This is a genomic window from uncultured Zhongshania sp. (genome assembly GCF_963975605.1).
GTDB classification, from domain to species: domain Bacteria; phylum Pseudomonadota; class Gammaproteobacteria; order Pseudomonadales; family Spongiibacteraceae; genus Spongiibacter; species Spongiibacter aquimaris.
Genome location: NZ_CAXBHN010000014.1, coordinates 25,336 through 44,333 on the forward strand (window position 1 = coordinate 25,336; position 18,998 = coordinate 44,333).

The following is an 18,998-nucleotide window of genomic DNA, read 5'->3' on the forward strand; positions in this document are numbered from 1 at the left end:
CAGTTCGCGAGCGCGAGCAGAGGTTCTAGCAGTGAATGTAAAAATAATAACGGTATTGATCGCTCTGATGTTGGCCGCCTGCGGCGGCAGTGGTTCTGGTCGTGGCAGTTCGGGTACGCCAGACCCTGATCCTGGTCCTGGTGACTCGGTAGACGACACAGCGCAGCTGCGGGTGTTGTCTAATCGGCCAGATATGGTGTCGGCGGGCGATGTGCTAGTTGAAGTGGTGTTAGAAAATGCCGCTGCGGTAGAAGAGCTCGTGTTGACCCGCAACGGCAGTGATGTGACTAGTGTGTTGCAGGCGACGGCAGATAACCCCCTGCGGTTAGTGGGCGTGGTTGACGGTTTGGCGGTGGGTGACAACACCCTCAGTACCAATATCGGCAATGACCTTACCGTGGTGAACCATCCTTCTGGTGGCCCAGTGTTTACAGGCCCGCATATTCAGCCTTGGGAGTGCCAGGATACGGCGGCTGATGAAGATTGTAATCAGCCGGTGGAATACAAGTGGCTTTATAAATCGAGCAATCCCCTAAATGGCGGTTTGCTGCCCTATGACCCGGAAACCCCGCCAGACGATGTGGCGATGACCACGACCGATACCGGCGAAACGCTGCCGTTTATTGTGCGGCAGGAGATTGGTTATCAGGCGCGGGATCAGTACACGATTTTTACACTGCAGAAGGTGGGCGAAGATTGGACACCGGTTCAGCCGCAGTCGCAGTGGAATGGACGATTGTTAGTCACCCACGGCGGTAATTGCCGAGGCGACCACGATACCGAGTCGCCGAGTACCGACGACTATGCCGGTACGATTCCGGGCAACCCGCTTATCGATCAGTCTTATATTACGGCCCTGGGTTCGGGGTGGTCGGTGCTGTCAACTGCGCAGCTTAATCTGGGTCACAACTGCAATCTTAGCTATCAGGCCGAATCGCTGATGATGGCGAAGGAGCGCTTTATCGAGCAGTACGGTGAGTTGCGATATACCGTGGGCACCGGCTGTTCAGGCGGGGCGATCACCCAGAATATGATCGCCAATGCTTATCCCGGTTTGTACCAAGGCTTGCTGACGACCTGTACCTATCCCGATGTGATGAGTACCGCTACCCAGTTTGCGGATTATCATATTTTGTTGCGTTACTTTAAAACCAATATGAATGATCCGGCCCTGCTGGCGCGTGACGGCACGCCGTTCACCGTGCTGCAGCAGAACGAAATTTATGGCCATCTAAATGGCATCGTCAATGCCTCACTTGCGGACTCAGCCTTGTTTGCTGAGGCGGTCGACCCTGCGTCTAGTTGTGGCGGCATCAGCGATGAAGAGCGCTTCGATCAAGATACTAATCCAGGCGGCGCGCGCTGTGATGTGCTGACCTTTATGCAAAATATGATCGGTCAGCGCGAACAATTCCCCGCTGAGGATCAGCTGCGCGATCATTGGTCGCAAATTGAAAAAGACTTAGGTTACGCATTTTCTGGTTTTCCGTTGGGCAATGAAGGCGTGCAATACGGCCTCATTCCCTTGCAGCAAGGCATCATCACCCCAAGTCAGTTTTTAATGCTCAATACCAATATTGGTGGACTTGATCCGAGTTTGAATGTAACCGCTGAACGCTTAAAACCTGACTATCCGGCGCTGCCAAATGCCTACCGCACCGGGATTCTAAATACCGTAGTGAATATGGACACGGTGCCGATTATTAATATGACGGGGCCTGATCCGGGCATCGCTCACGACAGTGTGCACGGCTATTGGGTGCGCTGGCGCTTAGAGCGAGAGTTTGGCAACCGCGACAACTTTGTGCACTGGGGCGGCCTAACGCCGTTGATTGGTGATCTGACGTATATGAGTCAATCGCTGGTCGCCATGGCATCGTGGTTAGATGCGATAGAAGCGGACACCAGCGATGCACCACTGGCGCAGAAAATAGTGACCAACAAACCCGCGAGTGTGCAAGATCAGTGTAGCGGCGTGCCGGGGCAAATGTGTCCTGAAGAGCTTATGTTGGTATTCGGTACGCCGCGCACCCAGGCCGGTGCCGACAAGTATGGTGACCAGGTACAGTGCCAATTAAAACCCTTTAGCCGCGCTGACGACTACGGTTTGGGTAATTTGGTCTGGCAAGAAGCGGACTGGCAGAAGCTAGAACAAACCTTTGCGACCGGTGTATGCGATTGGTCGAAACGACCTTTGGAGTGGCAGCGCACGATTACCTGGCTGAAGTATCAAGACGATCTGGGTGATGTGATTATTGGTGGTGAGCAAATGGCGCCGGCCGATTTTCCCGCGGGCTGGGCTAGTCCTGCGTTTAGTAAAACTTGGGTGCCGGGTTGGCAGTAGCCTTGAATTAACCTTTATCTAGTTTCCAGCTGAATGAGTACTTATTCAGTGCCGTTAAGTCCTGGTTCTTGCTAGGACTTAGCTTCGATATTAATGATTAAATATTTATATTAAATCCATTTTGGTTCGGGCGAGCGACGACATAATTTTACTGAGCAATTCAGATTGAGAGCGCACGCCAAGCTTTGCATAGATAGCTTTAAAATGTGATCTTATGGTGCTCTCTTTTACCGTCATGGCGTCTGAAATTTCTCTGACCACTAGGCCGCGGCTTAAGTGGCGCGTAACCATGGCTTCGGTTGTGGTAAGTCCGTATAAAATTTCGAGTCCTGCCAAATCAATATTCATATTTGTATTAATACTTTTAATTTGCAGAAGAAAGCCGAGTTCCTGTGTGCCGGGCGTTAAGCTCGGAAGTAAGTGTGGCTCTATGCTAATTTGGTAGTGCTCGGTTCGCGCATAATTTCGTCGATTGCGCCTTTTATTTTCCGTAAATTCATTATTATTATTTATTAGTCGTTCGATAGTATTGCGCAATTTATGTGACCGGAATGACAGCTTGCCTTCGTTAATGCAGGCGATGTCTTGGCAAAGAAATTCTTCGGCCAATGCGTTTTGCGACACGATGGTGGAGTCTGATCTGAGCAGGTAGGCGGCGCTGTCGGTGATGCTGGTGATAGCGTCAAAAACGCTTTGTAGAGACTCTAACGCAATATTGCGCTTATAAATGGCCAGTGCATTTTGCAGGTGGGGAATAAACAGATTTAGTGTTTGGAGTTCTTCCTTGCTAAATGGCTTGTGCTGGTGGCCGCGCTGAATGGTGACGCGAAAAGCCTGGCCAATCTTGGGGTCTTCAATATACGCGCCGCAGGCATACCGTATGTCGAGTGGCTTGGTATAGTCCGCGTAAAATTCTGAAGATAAAAATTGGCGATCTGGCAATATCTCGTTGCTGTGGAATTGTAATAGCGGAAGATCGGTCATCGCCTCCGCCCACACATCGGTATGTATGAAGTGCTCGCCGTAGAGCTGCAATTCGTCGTCACTCAAATGCCGAGAAAAAACAATGTCGGTTGCGTGAGTTTCGATTTCCTCAAACATCAGGGTTGTCGATCTGGATGGTATTTCAGATTCTAACTGGGCAAAAAACGCCATCCAACCATCAGCTTGGTGAGCATGTCGATAGAGCTCACCAATTAGCCGGGACAATTTACTATTTTGCATTAATTACTTATGGCCTTGTTATTTTTTCTTGACTCGCTTCCCTACGGCCATTTTTAAGTCGTTCTCCCCAATCTAGGGGAGGCGCTGAGCAAACTATACCGTTAGATTTAGTTGTGAGCAATTCTAAGTGCCCCTGCTGTTAATGCTGTGGGTGCTAGACGCGCTAATGAAGGAATATGACGGATTTCTTAGCACGTTAAATAGAGAATCCAAGGTCATAACAAAAATAAAGCGTGTGGCAGCATTCAGCTACGTCGCGCAAAACCAAGGGTAGATTTATGGTGGGATTTCATAAAAGACAAGCCAATACGGGTTTGCTTGGCATCACATTGTCATCTGTGTTGCTAGCGGCTTGTGGCGGTGGAGGTGGGGGCGGCGGTTCTGCCGGCGCCGGGGGCACTGACATTAGCGGGACGCCGATTAAAGGCCCGATGGTCAATGCAGATGTATCGGCTTTTCGTTTTGATGCCAGCGATGACCGCTTGACAGGGAGTTTACTGGCAAGCGGCACGACCAATGCGCAAGCTGCAATTACTGGCCTAAGACTGCCCAGTGATTACAGTGGCGTCTTTATTCTGGAAGTTCGAGCTAACGAGCAAACCCGCGATTTAAGCACGGATCTGGCTCCGGCGATCACCGTGTTTCGCACGGTGTTGAACAGTAGTAATGTGCAAAGCAATGTTCCTGTGTATCCCTCGCCGCTGACCTCGTTAGCCTACGAACTGGCAGTGGATAATGCCGACTCGGCCGCATACGGCGGGAATGACGACGGCAGTGTAAGTGAAGATGAACTGACGGCCGCGTTTGCTCTAGCTTCGCAAAAGGTACTGGCGACGGTGGGCTTTGGTTTAGAGCTTGATACAGACCTTAATGCCACCCCGGCGTTACTTACCTCGGCAACGACGACTACTGATGCCAAGCTTAAAGCGATACGTTATCGCGCCGCGATAGAGGCTTTGAGTGCCATCTTGATTACGATGAAAGATAACGCGACCGCAAACAATGCCAGCTCTACGCAAACTACGGATTCACTGTTGTCCGCGCTGGCGGCTGACCTTGGTGATGACGTGATTGATGGCTCGGCCGGTGGGGAGCCAATTTCTGCGTTTGCCGACATTACCGATGTTGTGGCGCTGGTGACGGTTGACCCGGCAACGCTTAAGGTTCCCGGCACCGAAACGTCCATTGCGGATATTGAATCTGTTCTGGTCGCTGAGCAGGGCGCCACTGGTGAAGACGTAGATAGCGCTGATGTTGCAAATGGCAGCGTTTCCGCAGACCCAGAGCCAGCAAAGACAGCTTCGGATATCGATGGTGATGGTGTTGCTGATAGCACAGACAATTGCCCATCCATCAGTAATCCAGGTCAAGAAGACCTAGACGAAGATGGCATAGGTAATGTGTGTGATGGTGATCGCGATGGTGACGGGGTCGCAAACGCAGATGATGCCTTCCCAAATGATGCTACTGAGACCGTTGATACCGACAGTGACGGTATTGGCAACAATGCGGATACCGATGACGATGGCGACAATACCGCCGATGTTGATGATGCCTTCCCGCTAGACCCGTCGGAAACCACTGATACCGATCTCGATGGCATTGGCAACAATGCAGATCCCGACGATGACGATGACGGCGTTGCCGATGTTGACGATGCCTTTCCGCTGGATAAGGACGAGTCTGTGGATTCGGATGGCGACGGTGTTGGTGACAACGGCGATACCGATGTAGACGGTGACGGCGTTGACAATGACGTAGACAACTGCCCGGCGGTTGCGAATGAGGATCAAGCCGACAGCGATAGCGATGATATCGGTGATGTGTGTGATGAGGATGATCCAGAACCGACCTTAGCCGTGTGGGATAGCTTTAATTGGGATGACGCCAATTGGCAGTAAGAACATCTTAATTTTAAAAAATCAGATTTTAGTTAGCAGTTTTAGGGGAATATAAAAATGAAAAAGCAGATTATTTTTGCAGCGGTACTGGGTTTTGCTACACCGAGCTTATTTGCCGGCGAAGTGGATGCCTCTTCGGTCACTACGTTTAGCGCCGGTACTCCGGCAAAGGCGGCGGAAGTCAACAGCACCTTCGGCGCGCTTATTGCCGCGATTAACGATAACGCTGAGCGAATCAGCAATTTAGAGCTCGCGGAACCCAATAATTCCGTTGCTGGCGGCACGTACCAAATTCGCAGTATTAATAGCGAAGTGGCAGTGGGTAGCAGTGCTCAAAATGGATATCAACAAGACGGTCCTAACGATTTTGCCAATATCAGTAACGGCAGTCTTGCCGCTACGCTTAGCTTTTCTAGCGAAAGCTCTAGCGGCACATTTGTTGTGGACGCTGGCGCTGATAAAACCTATGAGGCAAATACGCCATTCAATCGCTTCACCGATTTTTCTGATTCAGAAAGCGAGTCCGAGCAGATTACCTACGTGCAAACTGGCAGTACGGTAAGTGTGACGTTTCCAGACGATGGCGACACGTTCACAGTCGACTTTATAGTAAGTGGTGATGGTTCGGTGCTATTAACCAGATCATTTGAGGCCGGTGATACTACCTTTAATGATGGTTCTCCTGGCGAATTTTCCTTTATGGAATTATTGGTTGGGATTCGTACCGAGTAAATCTTGCTTGTCGCCACTACCAAGTGCAGCTTGTGCTTGGTAGTGGGTTTTGTTTGTAGCATTAAACATCTAGCCTGCAATGGGCGGATGGTCGTCGTACTCATCTCCCGATAGGTAAGTTTCTGGCTCGAAAGCTTCTCTGAACGCATTAACCTGTTCCAGCGCCTCTTCTACATTGGCTTTGTATTTTGCGATATGGAACAAGGCGTCTCCCTCATACACCAGCGGTAAAAAGGTTCGACCAATCACGATGCCGTCGTCGCTGGCGAGTATCTTTACGTCAGAGCTATAGTCGCCGAGTGGGTCGGATATCATCGCTAGGACATCGCCCTTGCTGACAAATGCGCCTAGCGGTACCAATGCGCGTAATACGCCGCTGCTGGTGGCGCGCAGCCACGCAGATTGGCCGGTAATCATGCTGCTGCGCTTGGGCTTTTTGCTGCGCGATGGCGGCAGCATGCCAATATGGCGCATGACACTGAGGATACCGCTAACCCCGGCGCGAATCGCCACTTCGTCAAAACGCAGCGCTTCGCCCGCTTCGTATAGTAAGACTTGAATATTGTTTTCGCTGGCGATTTCTCGCAGCGATCCGTCCCGTGTTGCGGAGTGCAATATAACCGGTGCACCAAAATTCTCGGCCATGGCGAGGGTGGACTTATCTTTTATGTCGGCGCGAATTTGCGGCAGGTTGCTGCGGTGCCGCGCGCCGGTGTGCAAATCGATGCCGTGGGTGCATTGCAATACCACTTCATTGAGAAAAGTGTGGGCCATGCGCCCTGCAAGCGAACTTTTTGGTGAGCCGGGAAACGAGCGGTTGAGGTCGCGGCCATCTGGCAGATAGCGGCTATTATTTAAAAAGCCGTGCACATTCACGATGGGGATGGCGAGTAAGGTTCCGCGTATTGAGCGCAACGCTTTGTGCTGCAGGAGCCGCCGAACAATTTCTACCCCGTTAATTTCGTCGCCGTGAATGGCGGCGCTAACAAACAGGGTTGGGCCGTCGCGACGCCCCCTCACCGATTTGACCGTCATGGACAATTCGGTGTGAGTGTATAAATTAGCGACGGGAAGTGCGATCTGTTGGCGGCTGCCGGCAATAATGTCGACACCCGCGATGGTCAGTTTTTTCATGAAGGTATTTTCAGCCAGTTCCACGGGTTTTATTTTTATTCGGGCCGGCATTTTCTTCAATAAATTTTACGATTTCTGCGGCAACATTTTTCTTGCTGGCGGTTTCAATGCCCTCTAGACCAGGGGAGGAATTGACTTCCATTACCAGCGGCCCCCGTGATGAGCGCAAAATATCTACGCCGGCAACGTTGAGGCCCATAATTTGCGCGGCTTTTACCGCGGTTGCCCGTTCGGCAGGTGTGAGGCGTGTAAGTTCAGCGGTGCCGCCACGGTGTAGGTTCGAGCGGAATTCGCCACTGGCGGCGGTGCGTTGCATGGCTGCGACTACTTTTTTGCCAATAACCAGGCAGCGCACATCGGCTCCGCCTGCTTCTTTAATGAATTCTTGAACTAGGAAGTCGGCTTTTAACTCGCGGAAGGCGTCGATAACGCTCTCTGCCGCCTTTGCGGTTTCTGCCAGCACAACGCCACGCCCCTGTGTGCCTTCTAGCAGTTTGACCACCACCGGTGCGCCGCCAACCAGCTTGATGAGCTCTTTGGTGTTGTGAACGTCGTGGGCAAAGCTGGAGATGGGCATGCCGACGTTTTTGCGTGACAGTAATTGCAGGGCGCGCAGTTTGTCCCGTGAGCGACCCAGCGCGACAGATTCGGTCAGGCTATAGGTGCCGAGCATTTCAAATTGGCGAATAACGGCCAAGCCATAGGGCGTAATCGACGCGCCGATACGCGGAATGATTGCGTCAAAATCTTCTAATTTTTCGCCCTTATACCACACAACGGGCTCATGGGAGCTGAGTTCCATATAGCATTTAAGGGTATCTAGTACCCGCACTTCGTGGCCGCGCTCGGTGCAGGCCTCAACCAGGCGACGAGTAGAGTAAAGGCGTCTGTTGCGTGACAGTATTGCAATTTTCATGGTGACAGTATCTCTTGGTTGTGCGGGTGTAGAGGCGGTGTGCTGAGATTCGCCTGAGCCCTAAATAGTTCCCGTTGCTTTCGGGGGTTTCTGGCTCGCGCAGTAAGATCGGCCAGGGTCTACGGTGTAGCGATTTTTCATGGCGGTGCGCCCCAACAACATGCGGAACATCATTTGTGAACGGTCTGCCAGTGTCATCTCTGCGGTAAATTGTTCACTGCCGATGGTGATGGTGGTCTCTATAACATAGCGCATACTGCGGTGACCGCCAGAATCGGTGACCTGACGATAGTCTTTTACCCGTGCTCGGCACGGTACTGCGCGGTCGGTTTGGTGCTGTACTGGATATACCTTGAACTCAACCCACTGTTCGCCATCGACATCGACTGGGTGAATGTCTACGGCATTGAGTGAGGAGCTGCGTGCGCCGGTATCAATTTTTGCCTTGATACCATCTATGCCTAGATCAGGTAGCCTGATCCATTCGCGCCATCCTAGAGTTGTCTGTGCCAAACGCGGCCTCTTTGAAGTCAGACATTGAGGTGGCCAGCATAGCGGCTTAGATTGTCAGGTAATAGCTTTAGCGAGGTTTTTTTAACTAGTGCCGCGATGGTGGCGTGGCTGCCACCGTCACTGCACAAGCGTAGGCGGGACTTATTTTCTTATCATTGCACTGAGCGTTTTATCACATTTATCGCCGTAGGGCGGCAGCATGCCTCCGAGTTTTTGGAAGTTCACATTGCTTTGCTTGTAAATGGCTTTGGCGTGACTAAAGGTTTTGAAACCGTCTTGACCGTGGTAGCTGCCCATGCCGCTGGGACCAATGCCGCCGAAGGGCAGGTCTTCGCAACTCACGTGGAAGATCACGTCATTAATGGTAACGGCACCCGAGACAGTTGAGTCCAAAATATGCCGCTGCTCATCTTTGTTTTTACCAAAATAGTAGAGCGCCAGCGGCCGTGGGCGGGCGTTTACGTAGTTTATGCAACCGTCCACCGAGGAGTAGGTTTTTACGCAGATCACGGGGCCGAACAATTCTTCCTGCATCACTAGCATATCGTCGCTGGGGTTGATGATGAGTGTGAGTGGAATTTTGTGCGTGCCTTTTTGCTGCGAGAAATCTTCGTTGGCCGGGTTGATTTCGCGAATATCAGCGCCTTTTTGGCGGGCGTCTTCCACGTAGCTCATTAAGCGCTGGTAGTGACGCTCATTCACCACTGAGCTGTAGTCGGGGTTTTCGCGCAGGGTTGGGAACAGATTGCATATATAGCTAGTCGCGGTGTTACAGAACTCTTCCAGTTGCGCTTGCGGTACAAACACATAGTCTGGCGATAAGCAGACTTGGCCGACATTGAGGATTTTGCCGTTGAATATCCGCTCAACCGCTTCTTGCAGAGGGTAGCTGTCGCTAATAATAACGGGGGACTTGCCGCCTAACTCTAGCGTCACGGGCGTTAGATTGTCGGCTGCGGCGCGCAGAATGTGGCGAGCAATACTGGTCGCGCCAGTGAAAATTATATGATCGAAGGGCAGCGCGGCGAAGCTCGCGCCGACGTCTGGGCCGCCATTGAATACCGCGACCTCGTCAGTTGAGAAGTATTTTGCTGCGAGGGTTTCTAGCAGCGCGCCAGTTTGTGGGGTTACCTCGGAACATTTGATCATGGCGCGATTGCCCGCGGCAAGTATTCCGCCTAAGGGCGCGAACACCGTGTTTAGCGGGAAGTTCCACGTGCCAATAATGCCGATGACGCCTTTTGGCTGGTATTCAACTTTTGCTTTGCCACCCATTAAATTCATGGGAAATGGGGCTTTGCGTTTCTCGGTTTTCATCCATTTTTTAAGATGTTTCTTGTTGTGTTTAAGGCACTCAATGGTGGCATAGATGTCTGACATCAGTGATTGATGGCTGCTGCGATGGCCAAAATCTAATGCCAGTGTTTCGACAATTGCCTCGCGATTGTCAAAAACCAGATCTATGGCGCGGGACAGGCGGTCAATGCGAACCTCTGCACTGACAGCGCCGCCGCTGGTACAAAGCTGTCGCTGGCTGTCGAGCGTGCTGCGCATAGCTGAAATAACTGAGTTGTCGCCGAGATTGCTCATAGTATTCTCCCTGTCGTAGTCGTTTTATGGTTATGGTAGTGACGCGTTTGTGGCTTGCTTGTCGTCAAGCGAGCCTTAGTAGATAAATAAGGAATTTGTAGATGAAAAATCGGATTGGTCTTATCTTGAATCGTAAATTGGTGATTGTCTTGTGTGCTTTGCTGCCTATGTTTGCCGCGGCCGCCACTTTGCCTGATGATCCGCATGTGGTGGTGTCGGCGCGCGGCGAGGTTGAGGCGCTGCCAGATATTGCGCGCTTGCAGCTGCAAATTTCTGAAACCCGCGACACCGCGGCTGATGCTAAAAATCGCGTCGATCAGCGCACCGCGAGGGTGTTGACTGCCGTGCGGGAGCAGGGCATCGCCGATACTGATATTCAGGCGTCGCAAATTCGAATTTATCCCGATTACGAGTGGGATGACGGCAAGCGCATTCTTCGCGGGCAACGGGTTGAGCGCAGTATCGATTTGACCTTGAACGACTTGAGTCGCTACGGAGCGGTACTTGACGGTCTTGTGCAGGCTGGCATTACCGAGTTGGGCAATGTGAGTTTTGACCTGTCCAATCGCGATGCGCTGATGGCCCAAGCTGTTCAAGCGGCGATGGCTGATGCCAATGCGAAGGCGGCCACCTTGGCAGCCGGTTTTGGGCGCAGAGTGGCGGGTGTTTACCACATTGACGAAGGCACAGAGGGGCCTATTCGTCAGGAACGAATGGTGATGATGGACGCCAAGATGAGCGCCGCGCCAATGTTGCTCGGTAAAGAGACTGTGAGCGCAACCTTGAATGTGGTGTTTTTGCTGAAGTGAGCCAATGCTGGGGGTTGCGCTGTGATTGGCAAATCCCCAGGCATAAAAAAAGCACCCAAAATTTGGGTGCCAAGCGGGGGTGCTACTATGGAGACCGTTGGATGGGGCTGTGTGCCTTAACAATGGTCCCAGAATAGTGGCAACAGAGCTGGAACAATATTCGTAATTATGCTTATGAATCGGCATAAAAATACTCACGTTACGGTGGGGTCGAGAAACATAAGTAATTGCTCGGGTGTGTCACTGAAGTCGCGGGAGCTATTGGCGGTGCGCAGTGCTACTTCAATTTGTGGCGAACTGTAGCTATAGCATGCGCCCAACATGACATCCATGTGTTCGGCGGCGGGCAATCCGGCTTGAGCGTTGATATTGTAACGGCGCGCACTCGATACAAAATACCCCTTTTGCAGGGCAAATGCGGCTTCTTTGATGTCGCCACTGAATGTGGCGCTGGCCCACTGACTAAACCCTTTGTATAAGACTTTTCCCGTCAATGGCGCGGGCTCTGTAATTTCCCAGTTGCGGGTCTGCCAGCTGTGGAGGAGCTCGCCATTGGCGCGTATTTCCGCCTGCGCAGTTTGCTCGCCCTGTTGATCCTCGATACAAATATCATACACGCGCTCGCTTTCTTGTCTGCGGGCGTGGCGAATTGCCAGTAGCGCTAAATCAAGTAAGTGGGTGCAATTGCCGCTGGTGTCGGTGTGTGGAATAAGTTCTTGGATATCGTCGCACAGGCTGAGACCAATGAGTTTGCGGATGGGCTCCGACGCGCCGGGGCAGGTGTTAAAGGGTATTCTGAGGACCTCGCTTTGAATGTCAGTGACGCGCTCGCCATCGTGGCTAATTTCGCAGCGAAATGCGTGATTGCTGTCTTCGAGCTCGCCGTGAACGCTGTTGCCAATAGATGTTAGGCGTATGCGGCGTCTATAACGGCCAAGGCCGTAATTCGGGTTTTCTGGGTAGTCTGGCGCCGCGTGCATACGTATCCTCCACAATAGGCTACGATATTATCGACTTGGCGGCTAAAGAAAGTGACCTTAGCGGTCTATTTCAGTGACGCTTTCGGTCATGGCCGGAAATGGCGGACGACATAACAATAAGGTGGTGGAGTGAATGGCGATATTTTTAGTGTATTTAATGTTGAGTTGGTTTGGCATTGGTGCATGGCTAATTTACGACCCCAGCGCCTTGGAATCCTACGCGGGGGTGGCGGCCTTGACGCCAACCGGCGAAGCTGAGCTGCGGGCAATGTATGGCGGTATGGAGCTGGCCATTGGTGGCGCGGTGCTCCTGGCCCTGTTGCGTCCGCGTTGGCGCTGTCATGTTTTATTCTTGAATGGTGTGGTTGCTGGTGGCATTGCGGGTGGTCGCTTGGTTGGCGTCGCGCTTGCTGGCACTATGTCTGTATACACGGCGTCAGCGCTCGCATTTGAGTTAAGTACGGTGGTAATTTGCTGGCTATTGGCGCGTGGTTTAAAGCGCAGCGAGGAATAAAGCAGTGGAAGAATATCAACAATTAATAGGCGTTATTTCCCTGACGATGGGGGTGGCGTGGGCCAGTGGTCTGAATCTTTATGCTGCCATTCTGGTATTGGGGTTTGGGGGCTCTACCGGCAATATCGATTTACCCGAAAGCCTGCAGATTGTGCAGGATCCGGCGGTTATGTTGGCGGCGGGCTTGATGTACGCAGTCGAATTTTTTGCGGATAAAGTACCCGGTTTGGATACCGGTTGGGACGCCTTGCACACCTTTATCAGAATTCCCGCCGGTGCTTTGCTGGCGGCGAATACCGTCGGCGATGTCAGTCCTGCCCTACAGCTTGCAGCCGGTATAGTGGGCGGCTCGGTTACGTCGGTAACCCATGCCGCCAAGGCCAGTACGCGGGTTTTAATAAATACCTCACCGGAACCGGTGAGTAATTGGGTTGCGTCTATTTCTGAGGACGTCGCTGTTTTCGGTGGCTTGTGGGTTGCGCTGAATCATCCGGTGCTATTCTTGATAGGTTTTGTTGCCTTCCTGTTGTTATTAATTTGGTTGCTACCAAAGTTATGGCGTGGAATTGGGCGGATTTTTCGGAAAATTGGTCAGTGGCTTGGCCTGGCAGATGAAACCCGCGACGCAGCAGGTGATCCGGCGGTAGCATTAACCGCATCTCCTTCTACGTCAGCACCGCTGGAATCGGAGTCGCCCAGTCAGTCATTGGTCGAGGCCCTGCAGGGTTTAGATGTCATGCATAAGTCTGGGGCCTTGAGCGATGCTGAGTTCGAGCAAGCAAAAGCCTCTGTGATAGCCGAGCATCAGCTAGCCTAGTACTCCTCCAATATCATGTTGAAGGAGTACTAGTCTGCCGGGGATGTGTGAATGGCGTCACAAATCCCCTGTCAGGCCGTTTCCTCTTTTTAAAAAGACACCGCATTTTGAATAAACTCCATGCTTCATCGTGTTAAATACGATTTAATCTAAAACACGGAATTCTATTTTTGGGTCACACGTTGATTCAGCGCTTAAGGTTGAGCTGTTTGCATGATGGAACAAAGAACAAGTCGAATATATGTCCTGGTGGTGCTGATGACCGCAATGAGCGTTTGCGTACCGACTCACGCTGGCGTATTGCGAGAGTTACTCACCCAAACAGGCATTCTTGATATTGTCACGCCAGTGACCACGGCAGTGGGTATTGAATTAGACGATACCGTGACAAGCCTTGATGGTGCTGTTAGTGGCGTGCTCGGTGTCGATATGAGCGGCGCAGATATGATGGGTGCCGAACTGAATTTAACATCAGAGCAAAGCCGTGATTTGCTGAGTATGGATACGCCGGTGACGGCCGCGCTTGGTACTATTTTATCCAGTGTGTTTGCACCTGCTCCCGCCTTTGATCAGCCGGCGTTGATTCCCTTGGTAAACCTCGATCCGGTGTTTGATGTGGGGCAAATACAAACCCAAACTTATCAATGCAGCGACGGTGACGGCGATGGGGTATGTGATCAGGATGACCAGTGTTTAAAAACACCTGTCGGTATCAAGGTTCTCGCCAATGGCTGCTATTTAGACGGCCCTCGTGGCGTCGCGCTGGAGGGCGTATTTTTTGCAAATGACAGTGATCAGCTCACTATTCCTGCCCAGCAAATACTCCGTAAAGTTGCAGAGGTCATTAAGCAGTCCTCCGCGACGCTAATTGAAGTGGGTGGTTACACCGACAATGCCGGTGATGCTGAATACAATCTGCGCTTGTCGGCGGCGCGTGCAGCCACAGTGCGTGAATACTTGATTGGTCAAGGTATTCAACAGGCGCGCTTGCAGACTAAAGGTTACGGCGAGTCGTCGCCACGAGCGGACAATACGAGTGACAAGGGGCGGGCCTTGAATCGTCGCGTGGAGCTCAAAATAGTAAAAAGCGCGCAGTAGCAAAACACTGGTGGGGTCTTGCGGCCTCACCGCAGCCGAATGAGTTTAGGAGAATGTGAATGGCAATTGATCTGCCACCCGTGATGCCACCACAGTTGGCGACCCATGTTCAGATTGAATCCGCAGCGCAAGCAAATGCCGAGGCGATTACTGCGGTAGTGGCGGGTATCACTCTGCGCGTTGTGGGTAATCAGTATTTGTCCCCTGCGCAAATCACCGCAATATTATCTGCGGCAGAAACACCCTCCGCCGCGATTACGGCTTTAACACGGCGCTATTACAATGCCGGCTATTTGTTGGTGAGCGTGAGTTACTTTCGCGTAGACGACACCGTGACGATTCTAGTGAATCAAGCAGCTGTCAAAGGCTTTCGTGGTAATCCCGCCATTACCGCGCATTTTGATGGGCTGGTTGGCGATCCCGATTTAAGCTTGGCGGAATTTGATCGCGCGCGGGTCTTGGCAGATTTGCACGCGCAACGCGCTGGCTTGGCGTATAGCATTGCCTACGAGCAGCACTATGATAATCAGGTGATTCTCGATTTTCGCGAAGTGCCTGTCGAAAATCACGACGCGACTGACGTGGTGCTGGAAGCAAATAATAAGGGTAGCCGTTTCCTCGGGCGCTACTTTGGCTTGGCTGGCGTCCGTCATCGTTTTACGAGCGGAACCGAGGCAAGTGTCGCCTACAAAACTATCTTTGAAGAGTTTGGTGAAGCCGGCGACGGTGACGGTTATCAGCAGCTGGATATCAGTATCGAGCATCCGTTTACCTTTGGTTTGTATGGTCTGGATCTGACTCGTATTGAGTATGAGCGGCAGCCCGTGGTTGGCGGCGGTGCGACAACGGGTGGTCTTCTCGGCTTGTGTTTGCCGCCCTTGATTAGCTGCACACCGGGCGGCGGCTCTACGGTGGTGGATCTCGATGCCAGAATAGATATTGCGGCGCTTTCAGGTGAGCAGGTGCTATACAGTAATCCGGTGCGGCGCTGGTCGGTCTTTGAGCGCATCGAGTATGTTAATTCGGAAATTCAATCTGACTTGCAGTCACAGCCCTTGTTAGACGAGTCGTATCAAACTCTGGAGCTTGGTGCGAAGTATTCGGTGCGCGGCGCTTTGGGTCAGTCGCCGTCGTATTTTAAAGCTCAACTTTCTGTGCGCGGCGGATTTGGCGATGGTGGTAGTTTAGAGAGCGATCGCAGCGACGGTGTTGGCATAGGTCAGCGCTCGGCGGACTTTTTAATGTTGCGGCCCAAATTGGGTTATAAATTTGCCTTAGCCCCACAGTATGAGTTGGCATTGAACTTAGATGGGCAGTTTACCGACAACACCCAATTGCCTCAGCAGCAACAATATGTGCTGGGGGGGATGAATAGTTTAAGTGCCTATCTACCGGGTGTGTTGATTGGCGACAACGGTTATTTTTTACATGCCGCCATTAATGCCAAGCAGCGTGTTTGGGGCATGCCGATGGAGGCGTCAATTTTCGTTGAATACGGCGCGACAAGTTTTAATAATGTGTCCGGCGAGCTTGGTTCAGATCAGATTGTGGCCGATGCTGGTGTTCGTATGAGCCTCGAACTTGCTTATGGTTTTGAGACGGAGTTAGTTGCGGCGGCGCCGTTAATGGATGACGTGGTCGATCAAGCGCGCCTTGATACCTTAGAAGCAGACTTTTTTTGGCGCTTACGTTGGACCTTCTAGGTGGTCTTCTCGTGTAAGCGCCTCTCCCTCGTTGACTTGAAGCATTTTGCGTAATAGATGATCCAGCTGGGCCTGTTCCGTGGCGGTTAAATTACGCAGTCGATCCGTGTGCAGTTGGCCAATCGTTGCGACCAAGCCTTCAATGAGTTTTTTTCCTTTTGGACTGAGCTGTACTAGCAAGCTGCGGCCATCTTCTGGGCTTGCGGGACGTTTGATTAATTCTGCAGATTCCAGTCGATACAGCAGTTTGGTTAAGCCGCCGGAGCTGATGAGCAGCGCTTTGCACAACTCTGTGGGTGTTATGCGGTGCGGGGCAGCTTGGCGGCGAAGCGTTGCGAGGGCATCGAATTCTGCTCGCGACAGTGTGTGGTTTTTAAGCTTGAGTGTCGTTTGATTCGTAAATACGTCGCTGGCGCGGAGTATTCTTAGCACAGCGGGTTTTGCAGCCGCATACATCTCCGGCCAATTTGCTTCTTGCTGGCGATGAAGTTCGTCGACGGTGATACGTTTGTCATCCATGGATAATCCCGCTATATAGCGTTGTCGCGAGATTGTTGCTCGTGACTTGTTTAGTGAATAGTTGGATCTTATCTTGCTGGAAAGATAAATATGGAATTTATATGGTCTCCTCTATGCCGCCAATGCGGTTAATTATTTCATTGGCGTTGATTTTTACCTTATCGCCTTTAGCAATTGATATGTACTTGCCTACCATTCCTGCAATCGCAGGTGAGCTGGCAGTACCTGTTCAAGACGTTGCGATTATAGTCAGTCTTTATATTTTGGGTTTAAGTTTCGGTCAGTTTTTTGGTGGGCCTATCAGTGACTACATCGGCAGACGCCCGGTGCTGTTTTTTGGCTTAGCCGTTTTTGCGTTAGCGAGTCTTAGCATTGCGCTGACAAATTCTTTGCAGGTACTTTGGTTTGCGCGATTCTTACAAGCCGTCGGCGGTGGTTTTGCCGCGGTGGTCGTGCCGGCTATTATTCGCGACCACACCGAAGGTCAGGCCACGGCGAAATTATTTTCGCAAATCATGTTAATAACGATCATTGCTCCCGCAGTTGCGCCCAGTATTGGGACCTTTGTTTATAGTGTCAGTGGCTGGCGTATGGTGTTCTATGTGCTTGCCGCGTATGCCGTTGTCGTGTGTATTATGGGGGCAATATTTATTGGCGGTGAGGCTAAGGATTCGCAATCTGCTGAACCTAAGCCCGTTCGCGATAGCTTAATTGAGCGCTATCGCTATGTGTTGAGCAATCGCAAAGCGATGCGGTATTTACTATCGCAAGGCCTCGCGTTTAGCGTGATGGTGACGTTCTTAGCGAATGCGGCGCTTATTTATATCGATCAATATGGCATGACTGAAACCCAGTTTTCGATGTTGTTCGCGGCAAATGTTGTCACCTTGGCTGTTGCCAATCGAGTAAATAATAAGTTGTTGAATACCACGCTTGCGGCGCAAATTTTGCCTAGAGCTATGGCGTTGCAGTGTTTAGCGACGGGTGGATTAGTACTGATTAGTGGCTTCGCGCCACCGATTTGGTTGGTCGTGCCGTTGATTATGCTCAGTATAGGCGCGCTTGGTGGAGTAATGGGAAATTCGCAGGCGAGTGCGCTGCAGTATTTTCCACATCACAGTGGTATTGCCTCAGCTTTGCTTGGTAGCGCGCAATATTTAATCGCGGCGCTTGTTAGTGGTGTATCGACTTTGTTTTTAAGCGACCAAATGTGGCCAATGACCATAACGATGTTTGCCGCCGCGCTTGTCGCATGGTGGTTTGTACCAAAACACTCCTCCGAGCTTGTCGCCATTAAATAATGCACTATTAGCTGTTTTGGCAAAGCTCCAACCAGCGCAAAATACCTTCGCTGCGGTATTTTTGGCGGTGCAGGATAAAGTAGAAATAGCGTTTAAAGTCGCGACCATTAGCGGTTAGTGGCACGAGCCGGCCGCTGTCAAAGGCAGCTTGTAGCGACAACGTTGAAAGACAGCCTATTCCAAGCCCGGTTTCAACGGCCCGTTTAATCGCTTCAGTATGTTGCAATTCAAGTCGAATATTGAGGTCGGGCAGCAGTTCGTGGACGGCGCGATCGAAAGCTTGGCGTGTGCCGGAACCGGCTTCGCGCAATATCCATTGCGCGGCCAACAGATCTTCGTCGCTTAGATTTTTCTTTTTGGCTAAGGGGTGCTTCGCGCTGCAAAATATTTGCAGTTCATCCTCACGCCAGCGCGTCACTTCAAGGTCAGGGTGGTGTAACTCACCCTCTATTAAGCCTATGTCTAAGTCGAAATTTAAGACTTGCTGGCTAATGACGGCGGTATTGGCAACATTTAGCTGCACTTTTGCCGCGGGATAGCGATTGATGAACTCCGCCATAATGTCGACCGCGAGATAGTTGCCGATAGTGAGTGTCGCGCCAACGTTCAGCTCCCCCACTTGGTCGTGACGTCGAAAGCCTTGTTCCAGTGCCAGCGCTTGGTCTAGTAGCGCCTCTGCTTGAGGGCGCAGCGCGCGTCCGAGCTCATTAATTTGCAGTCGCTTACCTATTCGATCAAATAGTTGTATCGAAAATTGCTGTTCCAGGTCTTTGAGAGCGCTAGACGCGGCGGATTGCGACATGGCGAGTTTTTCTGCGGCGCGCGTGATGTTCTCGGTGTGAGCGGCGGCAAGGAAAACTTCGAGTTGGCGTAGAGTGTAGTGCATACCTGTAAAACCGATAT

General features: G+C 51.6%; 17 protein-coding genes. 9 read left to right on the plus strand and 8 right to left on the minus strand.

The window, feature by feature from the left end:
• Positions 1–31: 31 nt before the first annotated feature.
• Positions 32–2,344: a DUF6351 family protein gene (locus tag AAC007_RS12305; RefSeq protein WP_339677223.1), complete on the plus strand. Its 2,313-nt coding sequence runs from the start codon at positions 32–34 to the stop codon at positions 2,342–2,344.
• 105 nt (positions 2,345–2,449) lie between these two features.
• Here AAC007_RS12305 and AAC007_RS12310 read toward each other — a convergent pair whose 3' ends face one another.
• Positions 2,450–3,568 (minus strand): helix-turn-helix transcriptional regulator, encoded by a 1,119-nt coding sequence (locus AAC007_RS12310; protein WP_339677224.1) that lies wholly within the window; start codon positions 3,566–3,568, stop codon positions 2,450–2,452.
• Positions 3,569–3,846: 278 nt separating this feature from the next.
• Here AAC007_RS12310 and AAC007_RS12315 point away from each other — a divergent pair, with 278 nt between their 5' ends.
• Positions 3,847–5,469, plus strand: coding sequence for a thrombospondin type 3 repeat-containing protein (locus AAC007_RS12315; protein ID WP_339677225.1), 1,623 nt, complete (start codon positions 3,847–3,849; stop codon positions 5,467–5,469).
• Positions 5,470–5,526: 57 nt separating this feature from the next.
• Positions 5,527–6,201: a hypothetical protein gene (locus AAC007_RS12320; protein WP_295875383.1), complete on the plus strand. Its 675-nt coding sequence runs from the start codon at positions 5,527–5,529 to the stop codon at positions 6,199–6,201.
• A gap of 69 nt (positions 6,202–6,270) precedes the next feature.
• On the opposite strand, the gene AAC007_RS12325 is transcribed toward AAC007_RS12320, so the two are convergent.
• The 4 genes from AAC007_RS12325 to AAC007_RS12340 form a co-directional block, all read right to left on the minus strand.
• A complete protein-coding gene (locus AAC007_RS12325) occupies positions 6,271–7,335 on the minus strand; it encodes a succinylglutamate desuccinylase/aspartoacylase family protein (protein ID WP_296435140.1) in 1,065 nt (354 codons plus the stop codon).
• Between the two features lie 10 nt (positions 7,336–7,345).
• Positions 7,346–8,251 (minus strand): 30S ribosomal protein S6--L-glutamate ligase, encoded by a 906-nt coding sequence (gene rimK / locus AAC007_RS12330; protein ID WP_219042926.1) that lies wholly within the window; start codon positions 8,249–8,251, stop codon positions 7,346–7,348.
• 60 nt (positions 8,252–8,311) lie between these two features.
• Positions 8,312–8,764 (minus strand): ATP-dependent zinc protease, encoded by a 453-nt coding sequence (locus AAC007_RS12335; RefSeq protein WP_295875390.1) that lies wholly within the window; start codon positions 8,762–8,764, stop codon positions 8,312–8,314.
• 141 nt (positions 8,765–8,905) lie between these two features.
• A complete protein-coding gene (locus tag AAC007_RS12340) occupies positions 8,906–10,354 on the minus strand; it encodes a coniferyl aldehyde dehydrogenase (RefSeq protein WP_339677229.1) in 1,449 nt (482 codons plus the stop codon).
• 101 nt (positions 10,355–10,455) lie between these two features.
• On the opposite strand from AAC007_RS12340, the gene AAC007_RS12345 reads away from it, so the two are divergent.
• Positions 10,456–11,163 (plus strand): SIMPL domain-containing protein, encoded by a 708-nt coding sequence (locus AAC007_RS12345; RefSeq protein WP_339677231.1) that lies wholly within the window; start codon positions 10,456–10,458, stop codon positions 11,161–11,163.
• A gap of 194 nt (positions 11,164–11,357) precedes the next feature.
• On the opposite strand, the gene AAC007_RS12350 is transcribed toward AAC007_RS12345, so the two are convergent.
• Positions 11,358–12,143 (minus strand): DUF2889 domain-containing protein, encoded by a 786-nt coding sequence (locus AAC007_RS12350; protein WP_339677233.1) that lies wholly within the window; start codon positions 12,141–12,143, stop codon positions 11,358–11,360.
• A 133-nt stretch (positions 12,144–12,276) separates the two neighbouring features.
• Between AAC007_RS12350 and AAC007_RS12355 the strand changes: the two genes are divergently transcribed.
• The 4 genes from AAC007_RS12355 to AAC007_RS12370 all read left to right on the plus strand — a co-directional run bounded on the left by AAC007_RS12355 (position 12,277) and on the right by AAC007_RS12370 (position 16,275).
• Positions 12,277–12,657, plus strand: a complete 381-nt coding sequence (locus AAC007_RS12355; protein ID WP_219042921.1) for a DUF4345 family protein — start codon at positions 12,277–12,279, stop codon at positions 12,655–12,657.
• 4 nt (positions 12,658–12,661) lie between these two features.
• A complete protein-coding gene (locus AAC007_RS12360) occupies positions 12,662–13,474 on the plus strand; it encodes a DUF4126 domain-containing protein (RefSeq protein WP_296435150.1) in 813 nt (270 codons plus the stop codon).
• Between the two features lie 213 nt (positions 13,475–13,687).
• Complete coding sequence (locus AAC007_RS12365; RefSeq protein WP_339677236.1) at positions 13,688–14,572, plus strand: OmpA family protein; 885 nt, start codon at positions 13,688–13,690, stop codon at positions 14,570–14,572.
• A 59-nt stretch (positions 14,573–14,631) separates the two neighbouring features.
• Entirely contained in the window at positions 14,632–16,275 is a 1,644-nt protein-coding gene (locus tag AAC007_RS12370) for a ShlB/FhaC/HecB family hemolysin secretion/activation protein (RefSeq protein ID WP_339677237.1), read from the plus strand.
• On the opposite strand, the gene AAC007_RS12375 is transcribed toward AAC007_RS12370, so the two are convergent.
• On the minus strand, positions 16,258–16,794 hold the full coding sequence (locus AAC007_RS12375; RefSeq protein WP_339677239.1) for a MarR family transcriptional regulator: 537 nt from the start codon (positions 16,792–16,794) through the stop codon (positions 16,258–16,260). The two genes, AAC007_RS12370 and AAC007_RS12375, sit on opposite strands and share 18 nt — an antisense overlap.
• Positions 16,795–16,895: 101 nt before the next feature.
• On the opposite strand from AAC007_RS12375, the gene AAC007_RS12380 reads away from it, so the two are divergent.
• Positions 16,896–18,095: a multidrug effflux MFS transporter gene (locus AAC007_RS12380; protein WP_339677241.1), complete on the plus strand. Its 1,200-nt coding sequence runs from the start codon at positions 16,896–16,898 to the stop codon at positions 18,093–18,095.
• Between the two features lie 7 nt (positions 18,096–18,102).
• On the opposite strand, the gene AAC007_RS12385 is transcribed toward AAC007_RS12380, so the two are convergent.
• Complete coding sequence (locus AAC007_RS12385; protein ID WP_295875487.1) at positions 18,103–18,981, minus strand: LysR family transcriptional regulator; 879 nt, start codon at positions 18,979–18,981, stop codon at positions 18,103–18,105.
• Positions 18,982–18,998: the final 17 nt, after the last annotated feature.

What these genes read in the sequence shown, in the direction of transcription:
- AAC007_RS12310 (WP_339677224.1), bottom strand. Translation starts at nt 3,568, where the DNA reads ATGCAAAATAGTAAATTGTCCCGGCTAATTGGTGAGCTCTATCGACAT.
- AAC007_RS12315 (WP_339677225.1), top strand. Translation starts at nt 3,847, where the DNA reads ATGGTGGGATTTCATAAAAGACAAGCCAATACGGGTTTGCTTGGCATC.
- AAC007_RS12320 (WP_295875383.1), top strand. Translation starts at nt 5,527, where the DNA reads ATGAAAAAGCAGATTATTTTTGCAGCGGTACTGGGTTTTGCTACACCG.
- AAC007_RS12325 (WP_296435140.1), bottom strand. Translation starts at nt 7,335, where the DNA reads ATGAAAAAACTGACCATCGCGGGTGTCGACATTATTGCCGGCAGCCGC.
- rimK (WP_219042926.1), bottom strand. Translation starts at nt 8,251, where the DNA reads ATGAAAATTGCAATACTGTCACGCAACAGACGCCTTTACTCTACTCGT.
- AAC007_RS12340 (WP_339677229.1), bottom strand. Translation starts at nt 10,354, where the DNA reads ATGAGCAATCTCGGCGACAACTCAGTTATTTCAGCTATGCGCAGCACG.
- AAC007_RS12345 (WP_339677231.1), top strand. Translation starts at nt 10,456, where the DNA reads ATGAAAAATCGGATTGGTCTTATCTTGAATCGTAAATTGGTGATTGTC.
- AAC007_RS12350 (WP_339677233.1), bottom strand. Translation starts at nt 12,143, where the DNA reads ATGCACGCGGCGCCAGACTACCCAGAAAACCCGAATTACGGCCTTGGC.
- AAC007_RS12355 (WP_219042921.1), top strand. Translation starts at nt 12,277, where the DNA reads ATGGCGATATTTTTAGTGTATTTAATGTTGAGTTGGTTTGGCATTGGT.
- AAC007_RS12365 (WP_339677236.1), top strand. Translation starts at nt 13,688, where the DNA reads ATGATGGAACAAAGAACAAGTCGAATATATGTCCTGGTGGTGCTGATG.
- AAC007_RS12370 (WP_339677237.1), top strand. Translation starts at nt 14,632, where the DNA reads ATGGCAATTGATCTGCCACCCGTGATGCCACCACAGTTGGCGACCCAT.
- AAC007_RS12375 (WP_339677239.1), bottom strand. Translation starts at nt 16,794, where the DNA reads ATGGATGACAAACGTATCACCGTCGACGAACTTCATCGCCAGCAAGAA.
- AAC007_RS12380 (WP_339677241.1), top strand. Translation starts at nt 16,896, where the DNA reads ATGGTCTCCTCTATGCCGCCAATGCGGTTAATTATTTCATTGGCGTTG.
- AAC007_RS12385 (WP_295875487.1), bottom strand. Translation starts at nt 18,981, where the DNA reads ATGCACTACACTCTACGCCAACTCGAAGTTTTCCTTGCCGCCGCTCAC.